Here is a 25,681-nt window from a genome sequence, read left to right on the forward strand (position 1 = left end):
AGCCCGCCACGCGCCGCGGCACCGCACGACGCACGTGCGTGCCGGGCCCTCAATTGGTGTCGACGATGGTCCGGAGCTGCTCCGGTTTCTCGATCGTCACACCGTGCTCGTGTAGCCGGATCAGGCCGTCGCGCTGCATCTTCTGCAGGCTGCTGTTCAGTCGCGGCCGGCTGACGTTGAGCATCGCCGCGAGGATGCTCTGGTTCTCCGGTAGCGGCACCTCGAGATTGTTCCCTTGCATGCGGTTCAGCAGATGGCGCGCGAGCCTTGCGTCGAGCCGGTACAGGCATGCCGATTCGACGAAGTCGCTCAGCTGGTGGATATGCCGGCACAGCTGCTCGTGGATACGCCCCATGAATTCCGCATTGGCCAGCAGCGGCGCGAAGTACGGGCGATGCAGCAGCGAAATGCGGCAGTCGGCGCTCAACTGGGCGGTGAAGCTGCGCCGATGTGCGCGAATCAGCGTGTTTTCGCCGATGAGTTCGCCAGGTACCGAGTGGCCAAGAATGACCTCGCGTCCGCCGGGTTCGTGCAGCGTCCTGTAGACCCGGCCGCGGTGCACGAACGCGACGAAATCCCCCGGATCGCCCTTGAAGAACAACAGGCGATTGCCGTGTTCGGGCCAGAGGGTGACATGCCGCTCGATATGGGCGATCAGACTTTCCGGGAGATCGGCGAGTATCGGTATGTTGCGCAACGTTGGAGCGTTAGCAAGGGCAGGCATGTTTTCCGCGAGAGGTTGTTTGACGATGCGGCCACCTAGCGAAAAACGCTGCCTTCGGCATTGCGTGAAGAACGAATAACGAAAATATCGGGATAATCGGCAAGCAGTCCGGATATCGCGGCACTCTGGCGGCAACGGCGCCTGGCCGATTGACATGGATAGCCGTATGCCGGCGCATGAATCCATCGCGGCGGCAGTTGTCCTCTTTCATCGCAATGCCGTTATTCAGGTTCGGCGACGCCCCCTAAACCACGGATCGGAGCATGCCGGGGGATTAATATTTATGTTCATAATAATCAAGAAAATTTACCGGAACCGATTATCGTTATAACGGTGTTACGCGGGTAACAGCGCCATTCTCGGTATCGAATCGATTCTGTGTTTTCCAAAAAAAGGAAGGCACGGGATGACAACCTCGAACCAGCACGCTGCCCCGGCGCCCGGGTCTCCGGCGCAGCAACTCGATCGCACGTGGCGGGAAATGCAGGGGAAATTGCGGCGCCGCGCGCGCCTGTTGTGCAAGGGCGATATTCACCGCGCCGACGAACTGCTCTCCGATACCGCACTCAAGGTCCACATTTACCTGCAGCGCTCGCCCGAGCGCGTTCAGAACCTGGCCGGTTTTCTCTTTCTGGTGCTGAACCACGCATTCCTCGATGGCACCCGGCGCCGGCTGCGCGAAAGCGGCATGCTCGAATTCGACCCGGGCTGGGACGACGATCACACCGTCGAGCTGGCCGGCCACGCGCCGTCGGTGGAGCAGCAACTGCTCCTCCGGCAGCAACTGCTGCGTCTCGAGCAGGCGCTGTCCACGCTGCCCCCGCAGCAGCAGATGCTGTTCACGCTCAAGTTCGAGGAAGACCGGCCCTATCTGCACATCGCGGCGACGCTCGGGATCAACGAGCCGCTTGCCAGGAAGCGCGTCGAGCTGTTGCGCAAGAAGTTGCGCGAGCAACTCGCGTAAGCGCGTTCACGAACGCGGGCACGCAGCGTTCCTAACGGCATGTGCGGCGTCGCTGGCCTGCCGGCCCGTCCGTTCCTTCAATCGCATGCCGGAGCCGGGTTCCGAGGAGGCCTCGTGGCAGACAAAGTCAATGAGCAGATTACCGATGCGGTGACGCAGACCAACGTCAACGTCGTGGCGGGGTCTCCAGCCCAGGCGCTGGGCACGCTTTACCAGATGTTCAGCCAGGCCGTCGGCATCTCGGCGCAGAACATGACACAGCAGCAGGCAGCGCTGAACCAGATTTCGAACGCCGTCGTGTCGAAGGCGGTGGCCATGATCCTGTCCGTCGAAGCATCGCCGAAGGGCGCATCGGGCGGTGCATCGGGCGGCACGCCGCATGCGCCGGCGGCCGGGCCGCAGACGGGCCCCACGCATTAGGACGCGATGACTCTCGGGATACCTGAACCATGAACATGAAAGGTCTTTTGGGCGGACGCGGTGACGGCACGACGCAGACGCCGGACGATGTTGCGGACACCGCAGCCGAAGCCACGACGCCGGCCGATGTCGCGCCGCACACCGCAACACCGAAAGCCGGCGCGCGCACGTGGCCGGTCAACCGGCTGCGCCGCTTCACCGATGCACTGAAAGCACCGAACCAGGTCGCGGATGCGTCCGGGTCCGGCGGCTCGGCGCTGCAGACCGTGCAGGCGATCAACGCGGAGGCGGCGTCCTATGCGACGACGCAGATCGCCGTCGGCCCGAACATGATGATCACGCAGGCGGGCGGCATGGTCGCGCAGGCGGCGGCCAACTACTTCGAGGCGACGACGTCGCTGGCGATCGCGGGCAAGAGCGTGCTGATGAAGGACCTTGCGCAGAAGACCGTCGACGAGAACGTGCCCGGCATGGCGATGGATGCGGTGGGCCTGTTGTTGACCGATCTGTTCGTGGCGACCGCGGCGATCGTCGCGGGTGCCGCGGAAGCGATCGAAGGGGAGGCCGCCAGTGTCGCACTCGACAGGATCGACGAAAGCCTGCAGAAGTATCAGGCGCTGCTGGACAAGAAGGGCGCGTAGGGTGCGCCGACGATGCAGCCGCAGGCTGCGTGCGCAGCGTCGACGACGACCCCGACAGGCGCGAAACGGCAGGCATTGAATCGATGCATGCGTGATCGTCCGCGTGGTGTGGATGATCGCGCCGATGCGGAACGTCGCGGGCAATTACCGTCCCCACGCGTACCGACGAAGCATCAATCGACACGACCCGCCGGGCCGTCAGGCGCGATGCGGGATGTGAGCGGCGGGACCGACGCACGGCCATTCTGTCGAAAACGTCGCGGCTCGCCAACAGCAGTCCTATCTAGTCACGTGAGGAACTCATGTCCTACATCATTCACGACGTACACGGTCCCGCGCCGCTGGGGGTTGGCGGGCTCAACTGGGGAGATGCGACGGAAATCGACTTCGGCGCGATGACGAGCTGCATCGCGCTCGTCGAGCAGACACCGGGCCAGCCGACGATGGTGCGCGGGATTCATCTGTCGATCGTCAGCGCCGGCGGCACGAATGTCTACGATCCGGCGGCAGACGTAGCCGGACAGGTCGAGACGATCATGCAGCAGAGTGGCGATCTGCGTGCGTGCCTCGGGCGCATCGACCTTTGGCAGGCCAGCGAGTTGCAAGAGGTGCAGGATTTCTTCGCCGGGTTGATGCAGAGCCTCGACATGACCAACTGGGTGCCGGTGCCGGACGGCAACCTGCGGGTGCGGATCCACGGTGGCGTGATGCAGTATCAGCAGGGCACCGGCGCATGGACCAACGTGTAGCCGGCACGATCCGCTGAAGCCGGTATCCGCCATGCGTGCGGGCACCGGTTCGAATGGACCTTGACGGGGCGGAGTGATCCCGCGAGGCCATTCGGATCAGGACCATGAGTACCGGTTACGTCACGCTGACCGGAATCTCTATCAGGTTCGGCTGTCCCGATGCGATTCCGCACGCGACGGCGGCCGCGATGTCTCCCGCCCGCGCTACGCGACGGGCGGCCAGCCCCCAGGATCTCGCGAGTGCCAGGAAGTCGATGGGCGGGTCCTTGAGGTCCATGCCGGCGAAGCGATCGGCATGGGCGCTGACGAAATGATGCTGCGATTTCATGTACTTCTTCAGGATGTTGTACTCCTGATTGTTCACGACGACGAACGTGACCGGAAGACATTCATGCGCCGCGGTCCACAACGCTTGCGGCGCGTAGAGGGCGGAGCCGTCGCCGATGATCGCGACGACGGGCTCCCGTCCGAGCCCCAGCGATATGCCGACCGCCGCTCCCATGCCCCATCCGAGGATGGCGCCCCGGGTACCGTAGTACTGCCGGGTACCGGCGGAGTGGAGCGCGCTGCGAATCAGCGGCATCGTCGCCGGCGATTCATCGACGACAGGCGTCGTCGGACCGAGCGCCCGCGCGACTTCGTGCGCGGCGACCAGCGGTGTCGTCATCGTGGCGCTCAACCCGGACGCGACCTGCTCCTCGAGGCTGATGCGCTGTCGTGTGCGGCTGCGCTGCGCGTCGGCGCGCAAGGTATCGATTTCGGCGCGCCGATGCTGCGACGCGTCGCGCAGCATCGGCAGGAGTGCCTGGAGGGACGCGCGAAGGGCGCCGACGCAGCCCAGTGCGGTTGCATGTATCCGGCCCAGGTCGTGCGGGTCGCTTGCCAGCTGATAAAGCTTGCACGTAGACGGAATGGCAGGGCCGACGGAGTAGAGGATCGTGATGCTGAAGTGACCGCCCAGCACGAAGACCGCGTCGAAGGCACCGAGCGTTTCATGCATGTCGGCGGCCGTCATGGGCAGGTTGCCGCACCACAATGCATGCGACGTCGGAAACGGCAGGTGGGCCGGCCAGGATGGACCGAATACCGAGGCTCCCAGCGTTTCGGCGATGGCTACGGCCTCTGCGCTGGCGCCGGCCGCGAACACTTCGTCGCCCACCACCATCGCGAGGCGTCCGGGGCGGATCGAGGCCAATGCCTTCGCCAGATCGGGTAGCGCCGCCGGGATCGCGGTGCGGTCGATCGCCGATTGCCGCGCGACAGGCCGGGACGTGGTGCGCTCCATGACATCCATCGGCAGGGACAGAAAGACCGGCCCGGACGGGGCCGCTGTGCTGTCATTGAATGCGCGCCTCACGAGCACGCCGATTTCATCGGGGTGAGCGACTTCCCGCGCCCATTTGACCGCCGGACGGGCGACACCCAGCGAATCGCCATACAACAGCGGATCGGTGTACGCATGGCGGGTATCCTGCTGGCCAGCCGTGACGACCAGCGGCGTTCTGGCCGCCTTTGCATTCAGAAGGGCGCCCATCGCGTGGCCGAGGCCGCCCACCGTATGCAGGTTCGTAAAGCCGGGCCGGCCCGAAGCCTGGGCATAGCCGTCCGCCATCGCAACGACCGCGGCCTCCTGCAAGCCCAGCACATACGACAGGTCGGGCGCGTCGGTCAGTGCATCGATGAATGACAGCTCGGTCGTGCCGGGATTGCCGAAAACGTAGCGTACGCCTTCGCTTCTCAGCACCTCGACCAGCACCTCGGCGCCGCGTCGGGGCTGGATGTCGTCGAGCGCCACGAAGCCCGTATCGGCTTCTGTTTCCCCGTTCGTCACCGGGCTTCGTCGTTGATTTGCGTCCATGTCTTCCTCCCATTGAGGGCGAGGATAGGACGCGATACGACGCCCGCGCTTGAACGTTCTTGCGCTGTGTGCCCTTTTGTTACCGGGTGTCGCTCCAGCGACTCGGCGGGACACCGTTTGCCTTCTTGAAGTGACGGTTGAAGTGGCTCTGGTCCGCGAAGCCGAAAGTCGCGGCCACGTCCGTTGCGGGCATGCCGGCACGAAGCGCATCGCAGGCGCGGGCCAGTCGGATCTGGTTGCGCCAGGCATGCGGCGCCATGCCGACCTCGCGCGAGAAGATGCGCGCGGCATGGAATTTCGACACGCCAACGACGTTGGCCAGCTCGGCCAGGTCGAGCGACGCGGTCAGCTCGTCGAGCATGCGCGCCTTCATGCGCTCGACACGCATGCGATCGATGCTCATTGGCCGGGAAGGCGGGCGCATCCGTCCATAGCGCTTCAGCAGCGTGGAAACGGCGTCGAGCAGCACGTACTCCACGGCAAGCATGTCGGTGCCGGTCTCGAGTACGCGGTGCGCTCGCAGCGCGCGGCCGACCAGGTCGGCATCCTTGATGATGTCCGAGTCGAACCAGGGCGTGCCGTGATAGGACAGCCCGGCCTCTTCGGCCACGCCCTGCACGAAATCGACCGGCAAATAGAACGTGCGGCATTGCCAGCCTGCGTCGGCCGCGCTCGAACCGGTATGGATTTCGCCGGGATTGATGATGGGAAGGGACCCGGCGTCGGCGACGAACCGCGTGCCGCGATAGTCGTAACGTTCAGCCCCGCGTTCGATGACCGATATCGTGTACGCGTCGTGCCAGTGGGGAGAGTAGACATGGTCGGTGAAGCGGGCCGTGACCATCTCTCCGCCGGGGACCAGCGTGGAGCGCCAGACGCGCGCGTCGTTCCGGCGCGTCGGCTTGCCGTTCGCGTGAGGCGCGTGTTGCTCGATATCGTCGGAGTCGATTGCAGACATAGGTCACTCGGGCGTGGTCATCCATGTTCGAGCCGCAGGATAGCGTCAAAATGAAATGTTCGCCGACGCGGTTGCGCGGGTGATCCGTTGGTCGACGAGCCACGCATTTGAGACTGTCGTCGCGGACGCGTGCCACGCGACGACAATTCATCGCCGCTGTCCCGTTCAATCCAAGTACGTCAACCCTTTCGCGTCCCTTGCCTCCGCGATGGTCCGCCCGCCTAGCCCCGCGCGCGGACCGGTTCGCTGCCCGGTAGTCGCGTGACCGACGACAGCATGGCCTCGCATTCGACCAGCACCGGCTGTTCGACGGTCGTGTTGAAGCGTCGCGCGAATTCGTTGGTCTGTTCGATCATCTGCAACGGGGCATCGCCGGCGAGCGGCCGGTTGCAGCACAAAAAGGGATCGATCAGGCATGCCGAGGACGCGGCCGGGAGGCTAGTGCCGCCCATCGCGAGGCGACGGGAGTACCAACAGTTTGGCCGGGTGGGCATAGGCAAGAATTGTCGGCCGATGGTCGAATCCGGTTGGACGGAAGGCGAGAAATGTTTGCGTTCAAGTGGTAGAAAGAATTTTTATTGGCAATAAAATCAATGCGTTAAATATCTGTTGCGTGATGGAAGAAAAGCAGGCCCCCTGGAATGAATACGCGCAGAAGCATCGAGCCAAAGGCGAATTGCCCGACCCGAATCTCGCGCCGATGCTGCCATGCCGGCGCAGTCAATTGCGGCACGATACCGAGAGATCTACATCCACAGTAAACTGCTGTTGATCGACGGTAGTTTCTTCACGGCGGGAAGCGCCAACCACAATTTTTGCGGAGCATGGCGGTTGACGCGGAGATCAACGAGGGCAGCGATGATCGTGCCAAGAGCACCGATTTGAGGAAGCGAGTCTGGAAGCTGCATACCGGTGGCGCCCATGACGGCGGAAACGGGAGTCCTGTTGCCATCAAGGAAACGTTCATGAAATGGCAAAAACTCATGGATACGAATGCCATTTAACGGAAGCGCGGCCTGGAGCCGACTGGCTTTCTGATGGGGTTTCAAGACGATCGCACGTCCAGTGTTCGGCTGGCCTGACGCGCTTTCAAAAATATGCGAGTTCCAATGAGTTCGACAACGTCCAAACGCCTGCGCCTGGCTGGCGTGTTTTCCCTCACCCTGTTCTTCGCTTGTTCTGCCTGCTCGATGAACGATTCTCTTCCGCGAAACATGTCGCTCGACGCTTTCAACCCGCATCGCGCGACGTTCGTTTGCGTGCACGAAGCCGCTGTCGTTCCGGCAGTCGACCCGGAAGCAGATCGCTGGAATCAGCAGGCGATGAAGATGACGAGTGCGTTGTTGTGGCCGAACCAGCGCGACTACGCTGGTGCCGTTGCGCTGTGGGGGAAGGCTGCCGAGCGCAAGCACTGGAAAGCGATGCTGAACCTGGCGAATGCCTACGCTCAGGGGTTGGGCGTGGATCGCAATACCGAGCGCGCCGTGCAGATCACCGAAGGGGCGATGAAGCTGGGCATCCCCGCAGCCTACGATCTGATGGGCACGTACTACATGAACGGAGCGGGCGTAAAGCAGGATGCCAGCCGTGCATACGCTTTCTGGCAACTTGCGGCGGATAAGGGCAGCCCCAGCGCCATGGCTTATTTGGGCAGCAAGCTCGATGCAGTCTACGACGATCCGAAATCCGGTTTCTGGGGGAACCGAAAGATTGCGCTCAAAATGCTTGAATGCGGATTCGCCCAGGGTAGCGGAGATGCCGCGTATGCGCTTGGAACGACGCTGGTTGGCTCCGACAAGTCGCTGGACGAGGACAATGCGCGAGCACTCAAGATTCTGCATGAAGGCGTCAAATACGGTAGCGCCAAAAGTGCTGGATATTTGTTCGGTGCGTTCGATGATGGCGATCCGGTAGCGGGTGGCGTGAAGGATCGCGCTCGTGCCGAGCGTTATATCGTCCTTGCCGATCGCCTGGAACGCGACCCCGACCTGCGTCTGCCGAACCTGGACAAGGTGGTGCCGCTGCCGCCGGCCAAACTGCCCAAGTGGGACGGCAACAAGGAGACGTTGATCGACGCGGCGAAGGCGGTGACGTCCGCGCCGGTGTCGCCGGCGCAAACCCGCGGCGCAACCTCCTGATCTGTCGAGCCTGCCGAAGAAGTACGACACGCTGAGCGTTGACGCCGCGACCCTGAACTACTCTCCGGGGTACATCCACAAATGGGGGATCGGGTCCGAATCATGGTTGCTGATGGCCGGAAAGGCGGTGAAAACGACCCGGGCATCCTCCCCATGGACAGCGATCCGTACATCGCACATGGGGTTCCGGATCAGGAGTGGTATCGGTTATATCGCGACGGAGAGCGCGCGCAATTAGCCTGAAATGGGCCGGCCCGATGCCTGCGGCGGGCGTGTAGCGGGCAGTGCGACGAAAGGGGCGTGCGCTGGTGTGCGATGCGCTGATGTCTTGCCCGTAGACACTTCACCTTGGACGGCTCTTCCGGCACCACACACCGCCCCTATTCACCCACCCCCAGCTTTTTTCTCGTCAACACCAACAAAAATCATCATTTCGCGCCCGCCTGCGCATCAGCAGAATGTCTCCATTCCAACTCACGCGACAGCACGAGCGTCGCACTGAGCCGCACTTCAGAAGGAGACAGCCGTGGCAGTCGAAACAACCTCAATCGATACGCTCGTCGTCGGCGCCGGTCAGGCCGGCGTGGCCATGAGCGAGCACCTGGGCAAGCTGGGCGTACCGCATCTCGTGCTGGAGCGCAGCCGCATCGCCGAACGCTGGCGCACGGGGCGCTGGGATTCGCTGGTCGCGAACGGCCCCGCGTGGCACGACCGCTTCCCCGGCCTCGAATTCGACGGCCTCGATCCTGACGCGTTCGCGTCGAAAGACCAGGTCGCGGACTACTTCGAAGCATATGCGCGCAAGTTCAACGCGCCGATCCGCACGGGCGTCGAGGTCAAGAAGGTCGTGCGCAATTCGGGCAAGCCGGGTTTCGTCGTCGAGACGTCCGACGGCACGATCGAGGCGAACCGCGTGGTCGTCGCGACGGGGCCGTTCCAGCGCCCGGTGATTCCGCCGATCGCGCCGGACGACGCGCGCCTCGTGCAACTTCATTCCGCCGACTATCGCAACCCGGGCCAGCTTCCGGACGGCGCGGTGCTGGTGGTCGGCGCGGGTTCGTCGGGCGTGCAGATCGCCGATGAACTGCAGCGCGCGGGCCGGCAGGTGTACCTGTCGGTCGGCCCGCACGATCGTCCGCCTCGCGCGTATCGCGGCCGCGATTTCTGCTGGTGGCTCGGCGTGCTCGGCGAATGGGACAAGGAAGTCGCGACCCCCGGCCGCGAACACGTGACGATCGCGGTGAGCGGCGCGCGCGGCGGCCATACGGTGGATTTCCGCAGGCTCGCGAACCAGGGCGTGACGCTCGTCGGGCTGACGAAGTCGTTCGACGGCGGCGTGGCCGTGTTCGAACGCGATCTCGCGATCAATCTCGCGCGCGGCGATGAAAACTACCTGTCGCTGCTCGACGCGGCCGATGCCTATGCGGCGCGCAACGGCCTCGACCTGCCGGAAGAACCCGAAGCCCGCCGCATCCTGCCGAACCCCGAGTGCGTCGCGCATCCGATCCTCGCGCTCGACCTCGCCGGCGCGGGCGTCACGTCGATCATCTGGGCGACGGGCTATGCGGTCGACTACGGCTGGCTGAAGGTCGACGCGTTCGCCGACAACGGCAAGCCGCAGCACCAGCGCGGCGTGTCGAAGGAGCCGGGCATCTATTTCCTCGGGCTGCCGTGGCTGTCGCGGCGGGGCTCCAGCTTCATCTGGGGCGTGTGGCACGACGCGCGGCACATCGCCGATCACATCGCGATCCAGCGTACCTACCTCGACTACCACGACGCATCGCAGCGCCGCTCGACATCGCACGCGGAGCAGGACGGCGCCGCGACTCACGCCCACGCGCAGCCGCTTGCCGACGCGGTGAACTGACCGAACCCATGCCGCCTGCCGCACCGCGTTCGCATCCGGTGCGGCGGCGTGACCCTTGACGACCGAAGGATTCCGATGAGCCAACCCACCCATACCCGTATCCGCATGTTCAACACGAAGGATACCTACCCGAACCAGACGCTCGACAACGACCTGTGCCAGGCCGTGCGGGCCGGCAACACCGTCTACGTGCGCGGCCAGGTCGGCACCGATTTCGACGGCCAGCTGATCGGCCTCGGCGATCCGCGCGCGCAGGCCGAGCAGGCGATGAAGAACGTCAAACAGCTGCTGGAGGAAGCCGGCAGCGACATCACGCACATCGTGAAGACGACGACCTACCTGATCGACCCGCGCTATCGCGAGCCGGTGTACCAGGAAGTCGGCAAGTGGCTGAAGGGCGTGTATCCGATCTCGACGGGGCTCGTCGTGTCCGCGCTCGGCCAGCCGCAGTGGCTGATGGAAATCGACGTGATCGCCGTGATCCCGGACAACTGGCAGCCGAACCGCGCGTAGGAGGCGACATGACTTTCTCCATCGTCGGGCGTTGCCCGGAGACGGGCCAGCTCGGGATCGCGATCAGCTCGTCGAGCATCGCGGTGGGCGCGCGCTGCCCGTGGGTGCGCGCGGGCGTCGGCGCTGTCGCGACGCAGAACATCACGCTGCCGGCGCTCGGCCCCCAGATCCTCGACCTGATCGAACACGAGCAGCTTGCGCCCGCCGCGGCGCTCGACCGCGCGCTCAGCGCGAACGGCTGGAGCCAGTACCGGCAGGTCACGGTGATCGACGGGCAGGGGCAGACCGCGTGCTTCACCGGCAAGGAAGCGCTCGGCACGCATCACGCGGTGCAGGGTGAGCAATGCGTGGCGGCCGGCAACCTGCTGGCCGCGCCGGCCGTGATCGACGCGATGGCGCGCGCGTTCGAACAGGCGCCCGGCCTGCTCGCCGATCGCCTGCTGGCCGCGATGCATGCGGCGATGGCGGCCGGCGGCGAGGCGGGGCCGGTGCATTCGGCCGCGCTGAAGGTGGCCGGTGACGTGACCTGGCCGATCGTCGACCTGCGCGTCGACTGGGCCGATGCCGATCCGATCGGGCAGCTCGATGCGCTGTGGCAGGCTTATCGGCCGCAGATGCAGGATTACCAGACGCGTGCGCTGAATCCCACCGCCGCGCCGAGCTACGGAGTGCCGGGCGATGAGTGACACGTCGAGCCGCGCCTTGCTGGAGCGGCTGATCGGTTTCGCGACGGTCAGCCGCGATTCGAACCTCGAGATGATCGGTTTCATCCGCGACTATCTCGCGGGCTTCGGCGTCGAGAGCGAACTGTTCTTCAACGGCGAACGCACGAAGGCGAGCCTGTACGCGACGATCGGGCCGCGCGATCGCGGCGGCATCGCGCTATCGGGCCATACCGACGTGGTGCCGGTCGACGGGCAGGCGTGGACGGTCGAGCCGTTCCGGCTGACCGAGCGCGACGGCCGCCTGTACGGCCGCGGCACGGCCGACATGAAGGGCTTCATCGCGTCGGTGCTCGCAGCCGTGCCGGCGTTCGTCGCCCGGCCGCTGAGCGTGCCCGTGCATCTCGCGTTCTCGTACGACGAGGAAGTCGGCTGTCTCGGCGTGCGGCCGATGCTCGAAGCGCTGGCCGCGCGCGAGCACCGGCCGCGCCTGTGCCTGATCGGCGAGCCGACCGAGCTGAAGCCGGTGCTCGGTCACAAGGGCAAGCTCGCGATGCGCTGTCACGTAAAGGGCGCCGCGTGCCATTCCGCGTATGCGCCGTCGGGCGTCAATGCGATCGACTATGCGGCGAAGCTGATCGGCCGGCTCGGCGAGATCGGTGATGCGCTCGCGCGGCCCGAACGGCACGACGAGCGTTTCGATCCGCCGTTTTCGACCGTGCAGACCGGGCTGATCAAGGGCGGCCGTGCGCTGAACATCGTGCCGGCCGAATGCGAATTCGATTTCGAGGTACGGGCGCTGCCGGACTTCGATGCGCACGACGTGCCGAGGAAGTTGCAGGACTATGCGGAATCCGAACTGTTGCCGAAGATGCGCGCGGTTGAGCCTGACACCGACATCCGGCTGCAGCCGCTGGGCGCGTATCCGGGGCTCGCGACTTCGCCGGACAGCGAGGCCGCACGCCTGCTCGCGATACTGAGCGGCTCCGATGCATTCGGGACGGTGGCGTTCGGCACCGAGGGCGGGCTGTTCGGGCAGGCCGGCATTCCGACCGTGGTGTGCGGGCCCGGCAGCATGGACCAGGGGCACAAGCCCGACGAGTTCGTCACGCTCGACCAGCTCCACGGCTGCGACGCGATGCTGGGCCGGCTGGCCGCGCATCTCTCTGCGGCCACCTGAACCGGCGAGCGGCCGACACGCACGCACCGCGTCCTGCGGCGCGTGCGTTTTCCTGTTCCTTCCTGTTCGTTATCGTGCCGTTTCCGCGACGATCTGCGCGAGCCGCTCGCGGCAGAAATCGACGAACGACTGCGCCTGCTTCGTGAGCTGACCGCGCTTGAGCCGCGCGCTCACGAGCCCCGACGGGCTCACCGTTTCGCTGAGGCCGATCGTCACGACGCGCTGGCCGTCGTACGTGTATTCGGAATGCGGGCGCGTGACCAGCAGCGAGAAGCCGAACCCCTGGCCGACCATCCCGCGCACCATCTCGATCGAAGGCGATCCGAACACGATGTTCGGCGTGAGCCCGAGTTCGTGAAAGAGGCTGACGAAATACGTGCGGCTCGGCTGCACGTCGAGCAGGATCATCGGCTCGACGCAGAGGTCGCGCAGCGATACGTGCGTCTGGCCCGCGAACCGGTGGTTCTCCGGCAGCAGCACGTACGGCTGCTGCGGCGGCATCAGCGGCTCGGTCTCGATCGTGCCGTCGAGATCGTGGTCATACATGAGCGCGAGATCGAAGGTGCCGGACGTCAGGCCCTGCACGAGTTCCTGCTGGTCGCCGTCGCGTAGCCGGATGTTCACGCCCGGGTAGCGCTCGCGAAAGCCCGCGATCAGTTGCGGCAGATAGAGCGGCGCGACCGTCTCGAAGCAGCCGATGTCGATCTGCCCGGTGATCACGTCGTTGTCGGCGAGCGCGTTCTGTTCGAATTCGTGCGCGATGCGCAGCAGCTCCTGCGCCTTCCGGTAGAAGCGCGTGCCGCTCGGCGTGAGCGACACGCCCTGCGCGTGATGGCGGATGAACAGCTTCACGCCGAAGCTTTCCTCCAGACCCTTGATCGCGCTGGAGATCGACGGCTGCGCGATGAAGAGCTGGCGCGAAGCCTCGGCGACGCTACCGGATTCCACCGTCGTCACGAAGTATTTCAGTTGCCGCAAAGTGTAGTGAGCCACAAGCACCTCTGATGCACGGCCCCGGCATGCCGCCGCGGGCGCAATCTGTCCATGGTTGTGCGTAGCACCTTACCTGAAAGCCCCCCGGTGCCGGCATTTCCGCTGCAGAGCTTTTTCGTATGTCCCGGAAATATTTTTAGTAATTTCCGGCCACGATGCTCGTGGCGCACCATCGTCTCCAACCTGGATCACGACGATCACGAAGCGGTTGCGCACACGGCAGCGGGACATGGCATCCGTCCCCGCATGCGCATCGTCCGCTTCGTTCGACACCGCCGCGCGTGCACGCGGCGCGTCGTCGCTCGCGTATCCGGACCCGATTGCAGGCGCGTACCCCAACGCGCGCCGGCTGACACGGCAAGCGCGCATCGTCGCGCAGGACAGGAGACATCACCATGACGAACGTGGACCGCAACGCGTCCCCGATGATAGAGAAGCACACGATCGGCTACGTGCCGCCCGCGGAGCGCCACGGCAAGGTGCGCGACCTGTTCACGCTCTGGTTCGGCGGCAACATCGCGCCGCTGCCGATCGTGACCGGCGCGCTCGGCGTGCAGCTCTTCCACCTGAACCTGATGTGGGGCATCGTCGCGATCGTCGTCGGCCAGGCGGTCGGCGGCGTGCTGATGGCGCTGCATTCGGCACAGGGGCCACAGATGGGCATCCCGCAGATGATCCAGAGCCGCGCGCAGTTCGGCTCGTGGGGTGCGTTGCTCGTGACCGTGATCGCGGCCGTGATGTACGTCGGCTTCTTCGCATCGAACATCGTGCTCGCCGGCAAGTCGGTGCACGGCATCGCGTCGTCGGTGCCGGTGCCCGTCGGCATCGTGATCGGCGCGGTGGGCTCGGGGCTGATCGGCATCGTCGGCTACCGGTTCATCCACATCCTGAACCGGATCGGCACGTGGGTGCTCGGCATCGGGATCCTGGTCGGCTTCTGGATGATCCTCACGCACGTGACGACCGACGATTTCCTGACGCGCGGCGGTTTCAACTTCGCGGGATGGCTCGCGACGGTGTCGCTGTCGGCGTTGTGGCAGATCGCGTTCGCGCCGTACGTGTCGGATTACTCGCGCTACCTGCCGGAAAACGTCGGCGTGGCGTCGACGTTCTGGGCGACCTATCTCGGCTGCACGATCGGCTCGACGCTCGCATTCATCTTCGGTGCGGTCGCGGTGCTCGCGGTGCCGGCCGGCGCCGACGCGATGGATGCGGTCAAGCAGGCGACGGGCCCGCTCGGCCCGCTGATGCTCGTGCTGTTCCTGCTGAGCGTGATCAGCCACAACGCGCTGAACCTGTACGGTGCGGTGCTGGCGGTGATCACGTCGGTGCAGACGTTCGCATACAAGTGGATTCCGACCGCGAAGGCGCGCGCGGTGGTGTCGGTCGTGATCTTCGTCGCGTGCTGCTACGCGGCGATCGGCGCGTCGACGAACTTCGTCGGCAACCTCGTCGATCTCGTGCTCGCGCTGCTCGTCGTGCTGGTGCCGTGGACGGCGATCAACCTGATCGACTTCTACGTGATCCACAAGGGCAAGTACGACATCAAGTCGATCTTCATGGCCGATGGCGGGATCTATGGCCGCTTCAACCCGCAGGCGCTGCTCGCGTATGCGATCGGCATCCTCGTGCAGATTCCGTTCATGAACACGCCGATGTACGCGGGCCCGATTCCCGCGCATCTCGGCGGTGCGGACCTGTCGTGGCTCGTGGGGCTGGCGCTGACGTCGCCGCTGTACTACTGGCTCGCGTCGCGCGACAGCGCGTACCGGCGCCGGCAGACGGCCGCGACGATGCCGCCGACGGCGGTGCACTGAACGGGGCGTGGTTTGCTGCGCGGGAGGCGGCCAGGGTGCCGTCTCCCGTGCTGCGTTGTGGAGGGGGCACTGAAGGCCGAGCGCAGGCGTTCCTTGCGGTCATGGCACCGCGTCCCGGATCCGGCTCCGGCTCCGGCGGGCAACGCGTCCGGTTGATCGCGACGAGATGGGGAAACCGCCGATGGAGTAGAGTGCATCGTCCGGTCCGGCCGGATGTGCGGGAAACGCAGCGATGCGACCGCGCATGCGGCCACACACGACCGGATCGCATCTCCATCCGCCGATGCCGACATCCGGCCGACGCGAGGCCGACAATCGATCGTGGAGCAGGAACATGCCCCTTCAACTGCATAATCCGGCCGGCATCGCCGAGCCGTTTTCCCGTTACAGTCACGGCGTCTCGGCGCCGGCCCAGGCACGCTGGCTGCACATCTCCGGCCAGGTCGGGGCCGCGCCCGACGGCAGCGTGCCGGACGATCCCGAGCGGCAGATGGAACTGGCCTGGGACAACCTGTTCGCCGTGTTAGCCGATGCGGGCATGGTGGCGTCGGATCTGGTCAAGGTGGACGGGTTCCTGACCCGTCCCGATCTGGTGCCGCTCTATCGCTCCGTGCGTGAGCGGCGGCTGGGTGGCCATGCGAGCGCGTCGACCGTCGTGATCGTCAGCGGCCTGGTCGTGCCGGCGCTGCTGGTCGAGATCCAGGCGGTTGCGGCGAAGTAGCCGGGCGAGCCGTGCGCGGCACGGCTCGCCCGGCCGGCGGCAGGCCCGCGCGGCACGCCGATCCGCGCCCGCGAGCCTGCCGCTGCTTCAGACTACCGCCGAGCGCGCGACGCGCACCGGCACCGACTTGTACGACGGCGTGCCGCTTTCCTTGTCGATGTAGTCGAGCGGCACGAGCACGTTCGCCTCCGGGTAGTACGCGCCGACCGACCCCGGCGCGATGTCGTACTCGATTGCGGTGATCTTCTCGAGACGCAGCGCGCGGCCCGATGCGGTGACCGTCTCGATGTCGACGAGGTCGCCGTGTTCGAGCCCATACTTCGCGAGATCGGCGGGGTTCATGAACAGCACGTCACGCCGGCCGAACACGCCGCGATAGCGGTCGTCGAGCCCGTAGATCGTCGTGTTGTACTGGTCGTGGCTGCGCAGCGTGATCAGCCGCAGCACCTGCTCGGCGCCGAGCACGTCGGCATCTTCCTTCACGCCCTTGTAGACCGAGAACATCGCCTTGCCGGTCGGCGTCGGCCACACGCGCTCGGTGGGCGGCAGCGGCAGGCGGAAGCCGCCCGGCGTGCGGATGCGCTCGTTGAACGCCTCGAAGCCGGACACCGTGCGGTCGATCAGGTCGCGGATGCGGTCGTAGTCGGCGATCAGGTCGAGCCAAGCCACCTTGCTCGCCGGCAGCGTCGCATGCGCGATCCCCGCGACGATCGCAGGCTCCGAGCGCAACTCGTCCGACGCCGGCTTGAGCTTGCCGGCCGACGCGTGAACCATCGACATCGAATCCTCGACGGTGATCGACTGCCGGCCGGTGGCCTGCATGTCGAGCTCGGTGCGGCCGAGCACCGGCAGGATGAAGGTTTCCTTCGCGACCAGCAGGTGCGAGCGGTTCAGCTTCGTGCCGAGATGCACGCTCAGGTCGAGCTTCGCCATCGCCGGGAACGACTGTTCCGGATCGGGCAGCGCGACCGCGAAGTTGCCGCCGAGACACAGCAGCGCCTTCGCGGTGCCGTCGATCATCGCCTGCATCGCCTGCACCGCGTCATGCCCGTGATGCGCGGGCGGGGTGAAGCCGCACACGTCCTCGATCTTCTTCAGGAACTCGGCCGACGGCTTCTCGGTGATGCCGACCGTGCGGTTGCCCTGCACGTTCGAATGGCCGCGCAGCGGGCACACGCCGGCGCCGGGCTTGCCGATGTTGCCGCGCATCAGCAGCAGGTCGGCGATCAGGCGCACGGTTGCCGTGCCCTTGTTGTGCTGCGTGACGCCCATCCCGTACGTGACGATCGTTGCATTCGACTTCGCGTACGCGAGCGCAACCTGTTCGAGCTGCGCCTGGCTGAGCCCGCTCGCGCGCTCGATGTCGTCCCACGACGTGGCTTCGAGGTCGGCCGAGAACGCGTCGAAGCCGTTGGTGTGCTGCGCGATGAACTCGCGGTCGAGCACGTTGCCGCGTTCGGTTTCGAGCTGCAGCAGCGCCTTCATGATGCCCTTCAGCGCGGCCGCGTCGCCGCCGGCGTCGACCTGGTAGTACGTCGATGCGATCCGCGTCGAGCCGAACGACGCCATCTCGATCATGTCCTGCGGATCGGCGAAGCGCTCGAGTGCGCGCTCGCGCAGCGGGTTGAACACGATGATCGGCACGTTGCGCCGCGAGCACTCGTGCAGCGTGCCCATCATCCGCGGGTGGTTCGTGCCGGGGTTGTGGCCGATCGAAATGATCAGCTCGCAGTGGTCGAAATCCTCCAGCGACACGGTGCCCTTGCCGATGCCGATCGACTGCGGCAGGCCGACGCTGGTCGGCTCGTGGCACATGTTCGAGCAGTCGGGAAAGTTGTTGGTGCCGAGCTCGCGCGCGAACAGCTGGTACAGGTACGCGGCTTCGTTCGACGCGCGGCCCGACGTATAGAACTCGACCTGGTCGGGCGGCAGCGCGCGCAGCACTTCGCCGATGCGCGCGAACGCGTCGTCCCATTCGACCGTTCGGAACGTGTCGGTCGCGCGATCGTAGACGAGCGGATGCGTGAGCCGGCCCATGTTCTCCAGCTCGTAGTCCGACATGCGCAGCAGCGACGACACGGTGTTCGCCGCGAAGAATTCGGGCGTCACGCGCTTGGTCGTCGCTTCCCACGTGACGGCTTTCGCACCGTTCTCGCAGAACTGGAACGTCGACTTGTGTTCCTTGTCGGGCCACGCGCAGCCGGGGCAGTCGAAACCGTCGGGCTGGTTGGTCCGCATCAGCACGATCGGCGCCTCGATGGTTTCCATTTGCGTGCGCACCGCATCGGCTGTCGCGCGAAGCGCGCCCCAACCACCGGCGGGCCCGTCGTACTTCCTGATGCCTGGCACTTCGCGTCGATTTGTCATGTGAATCTCCATCAGCCGGTCCCGATACGGGCGGCTCGGTTTGCGCCGTGTCGCGGCGTGGGGCGGCTCCGTCCGGTGGACGGAGCCGGTCATGCATGCCCCGGGCGTGCGGGGCACGCTGGGTTTCAGTGCGCGTCCTTCTTCGCGCCGGACGACTTCTTGCCGGAGGGCTTCGCGGCAGGCGCGGGCGGCGGTGCGTCGGCGGGCGTGTCGCCGGCCTTCGCATCATCGGTGGCCTTGGCCGCCTTGCCGTTCGGTTTCGCCTTGCCGTCGGCGTCCTTCTTCGCGTCCTTGGCCGCCTTCGCATCAGGCGCCGCGAGCATGTTGAACTTCACTTCGTCGCTGGCCTTGTCGTAGTCGACTTCGCATCGGTCGCCGGACTTCAGGCGATCGGCGAGGATCTCCTTCGCGAGCCGGGTCTCGATGGTCTGGCGGATCTGGCGCTTCAGCTCGCGCGCGCCGAATTCCGGCTGGTAGCCGGCTTCGGTCAGGTGCTCGACGAGCGAGTCGCCCATCACGAGCGTGATGTCCTGCGCGGCGGCCGTGCGCACCACGCGGTCGAGCTGGATCTGCACGATCGCGCGGATGTTCTCCTTCGACAGCGCATGGAAGACGATCACCTCGTCGATCCGGTTCAGGAACTCGGGGCGGAAATGGCCCTTCAGCACCTGCATCAGTTCCTCGCGAATCGCCTTGTCGGTCTTGCGCGCGGCTTCCGGTTGCGTGAGGTTGTCCATGATGATCGCGGCGCCGAGGTTGCTCGTCGCGATGATGATCGTGTTGCTGAAGTCGACCACGCGGCCCTTGCCGTCGGTCAGGCGGCCGTCGTCGAACACCTGCAGCAGCACGTTGTAGACGTCCGGATGCGCCTTCTCGATCTCGTCGAGCAGGATCACGCTGTACGGGCGGCGCCGTACGCGCTCGGTGAGCTGGCCGCCTTCGTCGTAGCCGACGTACCCGGGCGGCGCGCCGATCAGCCGCGCGACCGCGTGCCGCTCCATGTACTCGGACATGTCGATGCGGATGATCGCCTGCTCGTCGCCGAACACGGTCTCGGCGAGCGCCTTCGCGAGCTCGGTCTTGCCGACGCCCGTCGGCCCGAGGAACAGGAACGTCGCGATCGGCCGGTGCGTCTGGCCGAGCCCCGCACGCGACAGCCGCACGGCATCGCTGACGGCCACCACCGCGTCGCTCTGGCCGACCACGCGCTCGCGCAGTTGCTCTTCCATCTTCAGCAGCTTCTGGCGCTCTTCCTGCGTGAGTTCGGACACCGGGATGCCGGTGAGGCGCGACACGACTTCGGCCACCGATTCGACGGTCACTTCGAGCGTCTCCGAACCGGTCTTGCGCTGCCACGCCTCCATCATCTCGTCGACGGCCTTCTGCTTTGCGTTGATCTGCTCCTCGAACTGCTTCGCTTCGTCGAAGCGCTTGCGCGACGTCGCGTAGTCCTGCTCGCGCTTCAGTTGCGCGATCTGCGCTTCGCCTTCCTGGATGTCGACCGGGCGCGACGTCGCGCCGATCCGCACGCGCGCGGCGGCCTGGTCGATCAGGTCGATCGCCTTGTCGGGCAGGAAGCGCGACGTGATGTAGCGGTCGGCGAACTCCGCGGCCGCGACGAATGCGTCGTCGGCGAACGTCACCTGATGGTGCGCCTCGAGGCTGTCGCGCAGCCCGCGCAGGATCACGATCGTCTGCTCGACGCTCGGCTCCGGCACGAACACGGGCTGGAAGCGCCGTTCGAGCGCCGCGTCCTTTTCGATGTACTTCTGGTATTCGTTGAGCGTCGTCGCGCCGATCAGGCTCAGCTCGCCGCGCGCGAGCGCGGGCTTCAGCACGTTAGCGATGTCGAGGCCGCCTTCACCGCCGCCCTGGCCCGCGCCGACGATCGTGTGCAGCTCGTCGATGAACAGGATCAGTTCGTCGTGCTTCGCAGTGACTTCGTCGATGAGTTGCTTCGCGCGCTCCTCGAATTCACCGCGATATTTCGCGCCGGCCACCATCGAGTTGATGTTGACTTCGACGAGCCGCTTGCCGCGCAGCACCTCGGGCACGTCGCCGTTGACGATCCGCTGCGCGAGCCCTTCGACGATCGCCGTCTTGCCGACGCCCGGCTCGCCGATCAGCACCGGGTTGTTCTTCTTGCGGCGCGCGAGCACCTCGATCGTGCTCTCGATTTCCTGCGCGCGGCCGAGCACCGGGTCGAGCTTGCCCTGGCGCGCGATCGCAGTCAGGTCGCGCCCGAACTTGTCGAGGTTCGGCGTGCCGGTCGGCGCATCGACGCGGCCGTCCTCGGCACCTTTGCCGACCACCTTCACGACTTTCTGGCGCAGCGCCTCGGGCGTCACGCCGTATTTCTTCAGCAGCGTGCCGGCGACGCTGTCCGGCACCGATGCGAGCCCGATCAGCAGGTGCTCGGGGCCGATGTACGAGTGACCGAGGTCGCGCGACGCCTGGAATGCGTACTGCACGGCCTTCTTCACGCGCGGCGAGATCGACAGCTTGTCGAGCGGCGCGTCGGGATCGGCCGTGCCGGTGTGCGCATGCTCGTCGATGTACGACCGGATGTCCTGCGGCGACAGCTTCAGTTCCTTCAACAGCGCGGCACACACGTCGGTGTCCGCGAGCGCGTACAGCAGGTGTTCGGAATCGAGCTCGCCGCGGCGCAGCTCGTGCGCCTTCTCGGCCGCGCGCTGCAGCAGTTCCAGCGTCTGCTCGCTGAACGCGTCGGTCGGGTCGACCGATTCGCGCGGAATCTCGGCGGCGAGCGGCGATTCGTCGTCGAGCCCGCCGAACAGCGACGACGAGCCGCCGCCGCCCAGCAGCGAATCGAACGGGTTCAGCATGCTCTGATGCCGCATCAGCTGACGGAAGTGGTAATCGCAGATCGAGATCGTCTTGCGCTCGCCGTCCTGCATCACGGTTGCGCGCGCGACGGCCGGCCGGGCGTGGCAGATATCGCAAAGTGCGGGCATGGTGGTCTGGCTCCTGTCGGTGAAAGTGGGTCGAAGGGTGAAGTCCCGATGCGGTGCGGCGCGTGGCGCATCCCGACCGCGAACGCACGACGCGCGGCACGGCGGCGCGCGGGCGGCACCGGTGCTGTCGCGCAGCGCGCGCCGGCGTCGTGTACGGTCGCGGTCAGGGCGGCAAGCGTGCGTGCCGGGAGGAGCCCACGGCATCGCTTCGACTGCGTTCAAAATAGCGAATCGGCGGAGGCCATCCAAGACACAGTTCCGCAGCGGCCTGGCCGCGAATTGCACCCTCGCATGCGCTCGCGCGCGGGTGGCAAGGAGTACAGACGGGCGGGCGCGCGGCGCCACGGGCGTGCGCGGCTTACGCAGCGTGTGATGGCAGGAAGCGGGAGCGGGCGGAACGCGAACGGAGCGCGGTGCGACATCGGCGCGCAGGGCGCCGGTTGCCGGTGGGTGGAGCGCACCGCGGGTGCGCAGGCGCGACGGAAGCGCCGCAGCGGGAACGTGCTTCGACCGGCCAAGTGCGACCACGCACGCACCGCAGCCGATGCGTGTGTGGCGGCCGAAGGAGAGGGCGGGTTGCACGGTCCGGGCCGGACACGGCGCAACCGTGGCGTGCCGCGGTCAGTCCGGGAATGTCATCGCGAGCCGTTGCCGGGCGATCTGCTTCACGTCCATTGACAGTGCCGCATTCGGCAGACCATTGGCCCAGACGGAGAACGAATCCTCGATCAGGTTGCGCGTGTCGGGCGGCAACTCGGCCAGGACCAGCGACATGACGGTGAACAGCACGGCGGTGTCGCCGGCCTGGCTGCTCGCGTTCGCATCGACCGCCTGCTTCAGGTGATCGACCGACGCCTGCAGCGCCTGCAATGCCTCATTCGAATCGCTCATCACACACTCCATGCAAGATGGGTTCGATCGGCGACGAACATGCGGCCGGCGGTGCGGCCGGTCGCGCGCGACGCCTGGCGGGCATCGCGCGCGGGCAACCATGGTCAGGCCGCCGTGCTGGCCTGCGGCGCCACGGCCACCGATGCTTCGCTCGTCAGCATCAGGAACGTGAACGTCTCGCGCAGGTACAGGCGGACGACCTTGTCGGTATGACTCGTGTAGCCGATTGATACGTCTTCCCCGAGATGCAGCTCGTAATCGCCGCCGCGCGTGGACAGCACGCAGCCGCCGCTGATCGCCGGCGCCCAGATGATCTCGCCGCTGACGATTCGCTTGATATGGCCGAGGACCGGATAGCCCTGGTCGCGCGCTTCGCTGAGCGCCGTGTACGCATCCGAGCCGAGCACGACCGAGTACGGGCCGTCGACGCCCGCGAGCCGCAGTGCCTCGAGCGCGTCGCTGATCGCGTCGGGATACGCGCTGACGTCCGCCGGCAGCGTGAGCTTGCGGTTCGACGTGCCTTCGCGGATGCCGACGATGCCGGCGGCCGGGTAGCCGTCGAAAATCGCGCCGTCTTCGGCGAATGCGAGCCGCTGCGCGGCGTCCTTCGCCGGTTGCCAGTCGGCATCGCGCGCGCCGCGCTCGACGCTGTCGATCGCATCGCGGCTCAGCTCGAACGGCACCGTCAGCTCGACGATCGTGCGGACTTCGCGCAGCCGTGCATTCACGAGCTCGCGCGGCGCGCTGACTTCGACCAGGTGCCCCGTGCCGACGGCCGACAGCTCGGGGCCTTCGGGGCCGTCGACGTCGACGACGCGGCGGCCGGCTACTGATCGTTTGAACGTGCGGGCCACTTCCTCCTCGATTTGTTCCCAGGCGGAGGACGAGATCGGGGCGAGTTCGCGGTGCAGGTTATACATGGGTTCTTGTTGCCTCACGTCAGCGAAAACACTTCATGGTGGGCCGATCGGCTGAGGGACTGCGCCTGATGCCAGGCATGCCGATCGCGGGCGAAAATGCATATTAGCAGGCTCGATCGACACCACTGCAGCACAAATCGAAACGACACCGTGCGGTGGCGCAACTGTTATGCAATTCGCGCGTGGGGTGAGGGTGTGCACATGTGCGGAATGCCGCGACCGGATGGCGAAATCGGTTTCGTGCCGGCGCTCACGCCGCCCGGGTCGCGCTCGATAACGCGGCGAACCATTTCAGGTCGACGGCTCATCGCGAGTCGGGCATTCTTACGAACATTCATCCGGCAGGGTTTCAGGAGGCCGGTGTGGGGCGGCGTTCAGTCGCAGGGGCCGGGCCCGGATGAATCATAGATGCAGCCTATTGAAGCTTCACAACAAGTGGAGGTCATCCATGGCACTGCAACTCGTCTCGCCCGAAGACAAATACATGCTGAAGACGGGCGTCATCAATCACGAGGATGTCATCGGGCATTTGCGGCAGGTGTTGAACACGTTTGCCGCGAAGCCGGAGTACAACAAGTTCTATATCGGCATCACCAGTGACCTGTACACCCGGCTGGCGAAACACCGGGCCACCAAGCCCGACTTCAAATTGATGTGCCCGATCTACCTCGAAGCGCACAACCTGGTCGGGAACGCGTTCGACCGTCTGGAGCGCAAGGCCATCGAGACCTTCCGTACCGGCATCACGCACCCTCAATCCGGAGAACGGCTGCTGGCGTGCAGCAACGGCCCGGGTGGGGCATTGCCGAAGAACTGGCTATATATCCTGGTCGGCTGATTCGTCGAGGCGGCGCGCCGAGAATGTACGCCTTTGCGCGTCACGGCCTGGATGTGACGGGTGGCTCCAGCGCAGCGCCGCACGCTCTCTGCGCACGAGCGCCCCGGCCGACTGAACTGCGGCCGTTCCGGGCACGCCCGGCGCGGGGTTGCACGCCGGACCGCCCCTGGCGCGTTGCCTTACGACGGCACGCCTTTCAGCGAGCCGATTTTCAGCGAGCCGTCGCGATGCGGCGCGGCTGGCGACGCTTCCGGCTGCGCGGCGTCCGCGGCCGGCGCCGCACGATCGGCGAGCGCTTCGAGCAGGTCGGCCGACGGCACGAAGAACAGCGAGCCGGTGACGGCGCGGCTGTAGTCGAGCAGGCGGTCGTAGTTGCCGGGCGGGCGGCCGACGAACATGTTCTCGAGCATCTGCTCGATCGGCGCCGGCGAGCGCGCGTAGCCGATGAAGTAGGTGCCGAATTCGCCTGCGCCCGGGCGCCCGAACGGCATGTTGTCGCGCAGGATCTTTACTTCCTGGCCGTCCTCGTCGAGCGTGGTCAGCGAGCTGTGCGAGCACGACGGCTTCACGTTCGGTGCGAGTTCGATGTCGGACAATTTGGTGCGGCCGATGATGCGCTCCTGCGTCTCGACCGCGAGTGCGTTCCAGCCGGCCATGTCGTGCAGGTACTTCTGCACGATCACGTAGCTGCCGCCCGCGAATTCCGCGTCTTCGTCGCCGATCACCGTGAAGTCGACCGCCTCGCGGCCTTCCGGGTTCTCGGTGCCGTCGACGAAGCCGATCATCGCGCGCTGGTCGAAATTGCGGAAGCCGTGCACCTCGTCGACGACCGTGACGGCATCGCCGAGCGCGCCGAGCAGCTGCGTCGCGAGTTCGAAGCACAGGTCCATCGCTTCCGCGCGAATGTGCAGCAGGATGTCGCCCGGCGTCGCGACCGCGACGCGCTGCCCCGCGCCGAATTCGCGAAACGGATGCAGCGTGGCGGGACGCGGGTTGCCGAACAGCGCATCCCACGCGTCGGCGCCGAAGCCGCACACGCAGGTAAGGTTGCCGCCCGGCACGCGCTTGCCGACCGAGCGCACGAGCGCGGCGATGTCGCCGCACCATGAACGGATCGTGTCGGCGTGATCGGCGCCGGGATTGATCGTCGCCACGAGGAAGATCGCGCTGCGCGTGATCGTGCTGTGAACGTTTTGGGAGAGCGGGGGAGATGTCTGCATCGTGGCCTGCCGGTCAGTCATGTCGGGACGGAAGTGCCGTGGCGCGCGAAGGCGAACGGTTGAACTGTGTCATGCGACTGTTCTCTTTGTGTCATGCGGATGAAGGACGTTGCGCGGACCTCGCGCAACGGGCCGCAGCGGTGGCGGCCGGCCGCACGGCGCGTGACCTGCCCGCACCACGTAACGTCGTCGAGCAAGCAATCTAGCAGCTTCGGCCAGTCTTTGGAACACGTATCGCCAATCTGTCATTCGAATCCGTCAAACA

23 protein-coding genes are annotated in these 25,681 nt (G+C 66.0%); 12 read left to right on the forward strand and 11 right to left on the reverse strand.

Annotated features, from left to right (window positions below; all coding sequences use genetic code 11):
* Nucleotides 1-49: 49 nt before the first annotated feature.
* The gene (locus tag G3O06_RS06215; RefSeq protein WP_241019548.1) at nt 50-880 is read right to left on the reverse strand and encodes a Crp/Fnr family transcriptional regulator; all 831 of its coding nucleotides are present in this window, start codon (nt 878-880) and stop codon (nt 50-52) included.
* Between the two features lie 250 nt (nt 881-1,130).
* On the opposite strand from G3O06_RS06215, the gene G3O06_RS06220 reads away from it, so the two are divergent.
* The 4 genes from G3O06_RS06220 to G3O06_RS06235 all read left to right on the forward strand — a co-directional run bounded on the left by G3O06_RS06220 (nt 1,131) and on the right by G3O06_RS06235 (nt 3,498).
* Entirely contained in the window at nt 1,131-1,688 is a 558-nt protein-coding gene (locus G3O06_RS06220) for a sigma-70 family RNA polymerase sigma factor (protein WP_174973453.1), read from the forward strand.
* A gap of 114 nt (nt 1,689-1,802) precedes the next feature.
* A complete protein-coding gene (locus tag G3O06_RS06225; RefSeq protein ID WP_205815430.1) occupies nt 1,803-2,108 on the forward strand; it encodes a RebB family R body protein in 306 nt (101 codons plus the stop codon).
* Nucleotides 2,109-2,143: 35 nt separating this feature from the next.
* On the forward strand, nt 2,144-2,749 hold the full coding sequence (locus tag G3O06_RS06230) for a hypothetical protein (RefSeq protein ID WP_241019550.1): 606 nt from the start codon (nt 2,144-2,146) through the stop codon (nt 2,747-2,749).
* Between the two features lie 302 nt (nt 2,750-3,051).
* Nucleotides 3,052-3,498, forward strand: coding sequence for a hypothetical protein (locus tag G3O06_RS06235; RefSeq protein ID WP_205815431.1), 447 nt, complete (start codon nt 3,052-3,054; stop codon nt 3,496-3,498).
* A 115-nt stretch (nt 3,499-3,613) separates the two neighbouring features.
* Here G3O06_RS06235 and G3O06_RS06240 read toward each other — a convergent pair whose 3' ends face one another.
* From G3O06_RS06240 to G3O06_RS06255, 4 genes are all read right to left on the reverse strand, one after another.
* Complete coding sequence (locus tag G3O06_RS06240; protein ID WP_205815432.1) at nt 3,614-5,356, reverse strand: thiamine pyrophosphate-binding protein; 1,743 nt, start codon at nt 5,354-5,356, stop codon at nt 3,614-3,616.
* Between the two features lie 79 nt (nt 5,357-5,435).
* A complete protein-coding gene (locus tag G3O06_RS06245; RefSeq protein WP_205815433.1) occupies nt 5,436-6,314 on the reverse strand; it encodes an AraC family transcriptional regulator in 879 nt (292 codons plus the stop codon).
* Between the two features lie 221 nt (nt 6,315-6,535).
* Complete coding sequence (locus tag G3O06_RS06250; RefSeq protein WP_205815513.1) at nt 6,536-6,676, reverse strand: hypothetical protein; 141 nt, start codon at nt 6,674-6,676, stop codon at nt 6,536-6,538.
* A gap of 384 nt (nt 6,677-7,060) precedes the next feature.
* Nucleotides 7,061-7,363 carry a hypothetical protein gene (locus G3O06_RS06255; RefSeq protein WP_205815434.1) on the reverse strand — a complete coding sequence of 101 codons (303 nt, stop codon included), beginning with the start codon at nt 7,361-7,363 and terminating at the stop codon, nt 7,061-7,063.
* A gap of 60 nt (nt 7,364-7,423) precedes the next feature.
* Between G3O06_RS06255 and G3O06_RS06260 the strand changes: the two genes are divergently transcribed.
* From G3O06_RS06260 to argE, 5 genes are all read left to right on the forward strand, one after another.
* Nucleotides 7,424-8,452 (forward strand): tetratricopeptide repeat protein, encoded by a 1,029-nt coding sequence (locus G3O06_RS06260; protein ID WP_241019551.1) that lies wholly within the window; start codon nt 7,424-7,426, stop codon nt 8,450-8,452.
* Nucleotides 8,453-8,978: 526 nt separating this feature from the next.
* Nucleotides 8,979-10,319, forward strand: a complete 1,341-nt coding sequence (locus tag G3O06_RS06265; RefSeq protein WP_205815435.1) for an NAD(P)/FAD-dependent oxidoreductase — start codon at nt 8,979-8,981, stop codon at nt 10,317-10,319.
* Nucleotides 10,320-10,394: 75 nt separating this feature from the next.
* Nucleotides 10,395-10,832, forward strand: a complete 438-nt coding sequence (locus tag G3O06_RS06270; protein ID WP_174973476.1) for a RidA family protein — start codon at nt 10,395-10,397, stop codon at nt 10,830-10,832.
* A gap of 8 nt (nt 10,833-10,840) precedes the next feature.
* Nucleotides 10,841-11,518 (forward strand): DUF1028 domain-containing protein, encoded by a 678-nt coding sequence (locus G3O06_RS06275; protein WP_122950566.1) that lies wholly within the window; start codon nt 10,841-10,843, stop codon nt 11,516-11,518.
* Nucleotides 11,511-12,674, forward strand: coding sequence for an acetylornithine deacetylase (gene argE / locus G3O06_RS06280; RefSeq protein ID WP_205815436.1), 1,164 nt, complete (start codon nt 11,511-11,513; stop codon nt 12,672-12,674). Before G3O06_RS06275 ends, argE begins: the two co-directional genes overlap by 8 nt.
* A gap of 69 nt (nt 12,675-12,743) precedes the next feature.
* Here argE and G3O06_RS06285 read toward each other — a convergent pair whose 3' ends face one another.
* Nucleotides 12,744-13,667, reverse strand: coding sequence for a LysR substrate-binding domain-containing protein (locus G3O06_RS06285; protein ID WP_089444130.1), 924 nt, complete (start codon nt 13,665-13,667; stop codon nt 12,744-12,746).
* A 395-nt stretch (nt 13,668-14,062) separates the two neighbouring features.
* Here G3O06_RS06285 and G3O06_RS06290 point away from each other — a divergent pair, with 395 nt between their 5' ends.
* Nucleotides 14,063-15,484, forward strand: coding sequence for a cytosine permease (locus G3O06_RS06290; protein ID WP_205815437.1), 1,422 nt, complete (start codon nt 14,063-14,065; stop codon nt 15,482-15,484).
* Nucleotides 15,485-15,818: 334 nt separating this feature from the next.
* On the forward strand, nt 15,819-16,205 hold the full coding sequence (locus G3O06_RS06295; RefSeq protein ID WP_205815438.1) for a RidA family protein: 387 nt from the start codon (nt 15,819-15,821) through the stop codon (nt 16,203-16,205).
* Between the two features lie 87 nt (nt 16,206-16,292).
* On the opposite strand, the gene G3O06_RS06300 is transcribed toward G3O06_RS06295, so the two are convergent.
* From G3O06_RS06300 to G3O06_RS06315, 4 genes are all read right to left on the reverse strand, one after another.
* Nucleotides 16,293-18,572 carry an FdhF/YdeP family oxidoreductase gene (locus G3O06_RS06300; protein WP_205815439.1) on the reverse strand — a complete coding sequence of 760 codons (2,280 nt, stop codon included), beginning with the start codon at nt 18,570-18,572 and terminating at the stop codon, nt 16,293-16,295.
* A gap of 125 nt (nt 18,573-18,697) precedes the next feature.
* Nucleotides 18,698-21,547 (reverse strand): AAA family ATPase, encoded by a 2,850-nt coding sequence (locus tag G3O06_RS06305; protein ID WP_205815440.1) that lies wholly within the window; start codon nt 21,545-21,547, stop codon nt 18,698-18,700.
* Between the two features lie 621 nt (nt 21,548-22,168).
* Nucleotides 22,169-22,438, reverse strand: coding sequence for a hypothetical protein (locus G3O06_RS06310; protein ID WP_205815441.1), 270 nt, complete (start codon nt 22,436-22,438; stop codon nt 22,169-22,171).
* A gap of 104 nt (nt 22,439-22,542) precedes the next feature.
* Complete coding sequence (locus G3O06_RS06315) at nt 22,543-23,358, reverse strand: family 1 encapsulin nanocompartment shell protein (protein WP_205815442.1); 816 nt, start codon at nt 23,356-23,358, stop codon at nt 22,543-22,545.
* Between the two features lie 448 nt (nt 23,359-23,806).
* Between G3O06_RS06315 and G3O06_RS06320 the strand changes: the two genes are divergently transcribed.
* Complete coding sequence (locus G3O06_RS06320; protein WP_175000679.1) at nt 23,807-24,196, forward strand: GIY-YIG nuclease family protein; 390 nt, start codon at nt 23,807-23,809, stop codon at nt 24,194-24,196.
* Between the two features lie 179 nt (nt 24,197-24,375).
* Here the strand turns inward: G3O06_RS06320 and G3O06_RS06325 are convergent, their stop codons facing one another.
* A complete protein-coding gene (locus tag G3O06_RS06325) occupies nt 24,376-25,437 on the reverse strand; it encodes a Dyp-type peroxidase (protein ID WP_205815443.1) in 1,062 nt (353 codons plus the stop codon).
* Nucleotides 25,438-25,681 lie beyond the last annotated feature (244 nt).

The organism is Burkholderia sp. Ac-20345 (assembly GCF_017104825.1).
Taxonomy (GTDB): Bacteria; Pseudomonadota; Gammaproteobacteria; order Burkholderiales; family Burkholderiaceae; genus Burkholderia; species Burkholderia lata_B.

Bases quoted from the DNA above. Each gene is read 5' to 3' on its own strand.
- G3O06_RS06325 (WP_205815443.1), bottom strand. From the start codon at position 25,437: ATGACTGACCGGCAGGCCACGATGCAGACATCTCCCCCGCTCTCCCAA.
- G3O06_RS06320 (WP_175000679.1), top strand. From the start codon at position 23,807: ATGGCACTGCAACTCGTCTCGCCCGAAGACAAATACATGCTGAAGACG.
- argE (WP_205815436.1), top strand. From the start codon at position 11,511: ATGAGTGACACGTCGAGCCGCGCCTTGCTGGAGCGGCTGATCGGTTTC.
- G3O06_RS06290 (WP_205815437.1), top strand. From the start codon at position 14,063: ATGACGAACGTGGACCGCAACGCGTCCCCGATGATAGAGAAGCACACG.
- G3O06_RS06310 (WP_205815441.1), bottom strand. From the start codon at position 22,438: ATGAGCGATTCGAATGAGGCATTGCAGGCGCTGCAGGCGTCGGTCGAT.
- G3O06_RS06315 (WP_205815442.1), bottom strand. From the start codon at position 23,358: ATGTATAACCTGCACCGCGAACTCGCCCCGATCTCGTCCTCCGCCTGG.
- G3O06_RS06245 (WP_205815433.1), bottom strand. From the start codon at position 6,314: ATGTCTGCAATCGACTCCGACGATATCGAGCAACACGCGCCTCACGCG.
- G3O06_RS06260 (WP_241019551.1), top strand. From the start codon at position 7,424: ATGAGTTCGACAACGTCCAAACGCCTGCGCCTGGCTGGCGTGTTTTCC.
- G3O06_RS06305 (WP_205815440.1), bottom strand. From the start codon at position 21,547: ATGCCCGCACTTTGCGATATCTGCCACGCCCGGCCGGCCGTCGCGCGC.
- G3O06_RS06235 (WP_205815431.1), top strand. From the start codon at position 3,052: ATGTCCTACATCATTCACGACGTACACGGTCCCGCGCCGCTGGGGGTT.
- G3O06_RS06220 (WP_174973453.1), top strand. From the start codon at position 1,131: ATGACAACCTCGAACCAGCACGCTGCCCCGGCGCCCGGGTCTCCGGCG.
- G3O06_RS06215 (WP_241019548.1), bottom strand. From the start codon at position 880: ATGTCAATCGGCCAGGCGCCGTTGCCGCCAGAGTGCCGCGATATCCGG.
- G3O06_RS06270 (WP_174973476.1), top strand. From the start codon at position 10,395: ATGAGCCAACCCACCCATACCCGTATCCGCATGTTCAACACGAAGGAT.
- G3O06_RS06300 (WP_205815439.1), bottom strand. From the start codon at position 18,572: ATGACAAATCGACGCGAAGTGCCAGGCATCAGGAAGTACGACGGGCCC.
- G3O06_RS06230 (WP_241019550.1), top strand. From the start codon at position 2,144: ATGAAAGGTCTTTTGGGCGGACGCGGTGACGGCACGACGCAGACGCCG.
- G3O06_RS06275 (WP_122950566.1), top strand. From the start codon at position 10,841: ATGACTTTCTCCATCGTCGGGCGTTGCCCGGAGACGGGCCAGCTCGGG.
- G3O06_RS06295 (WP_205815438.1), top strand. From the start codon at position 15,819: ATGCCCCTTCAACTGCATAATCCGGCCGGCATCGCCGAGCCGTTTTCC.
- G3O06_RS06240 (WP_205815432.1), bottom strand. From the start codon at position 5,356: ATGGACGCAAATCAACGACGAAGCCCGGTGACGAACGGGGAAACAGAA.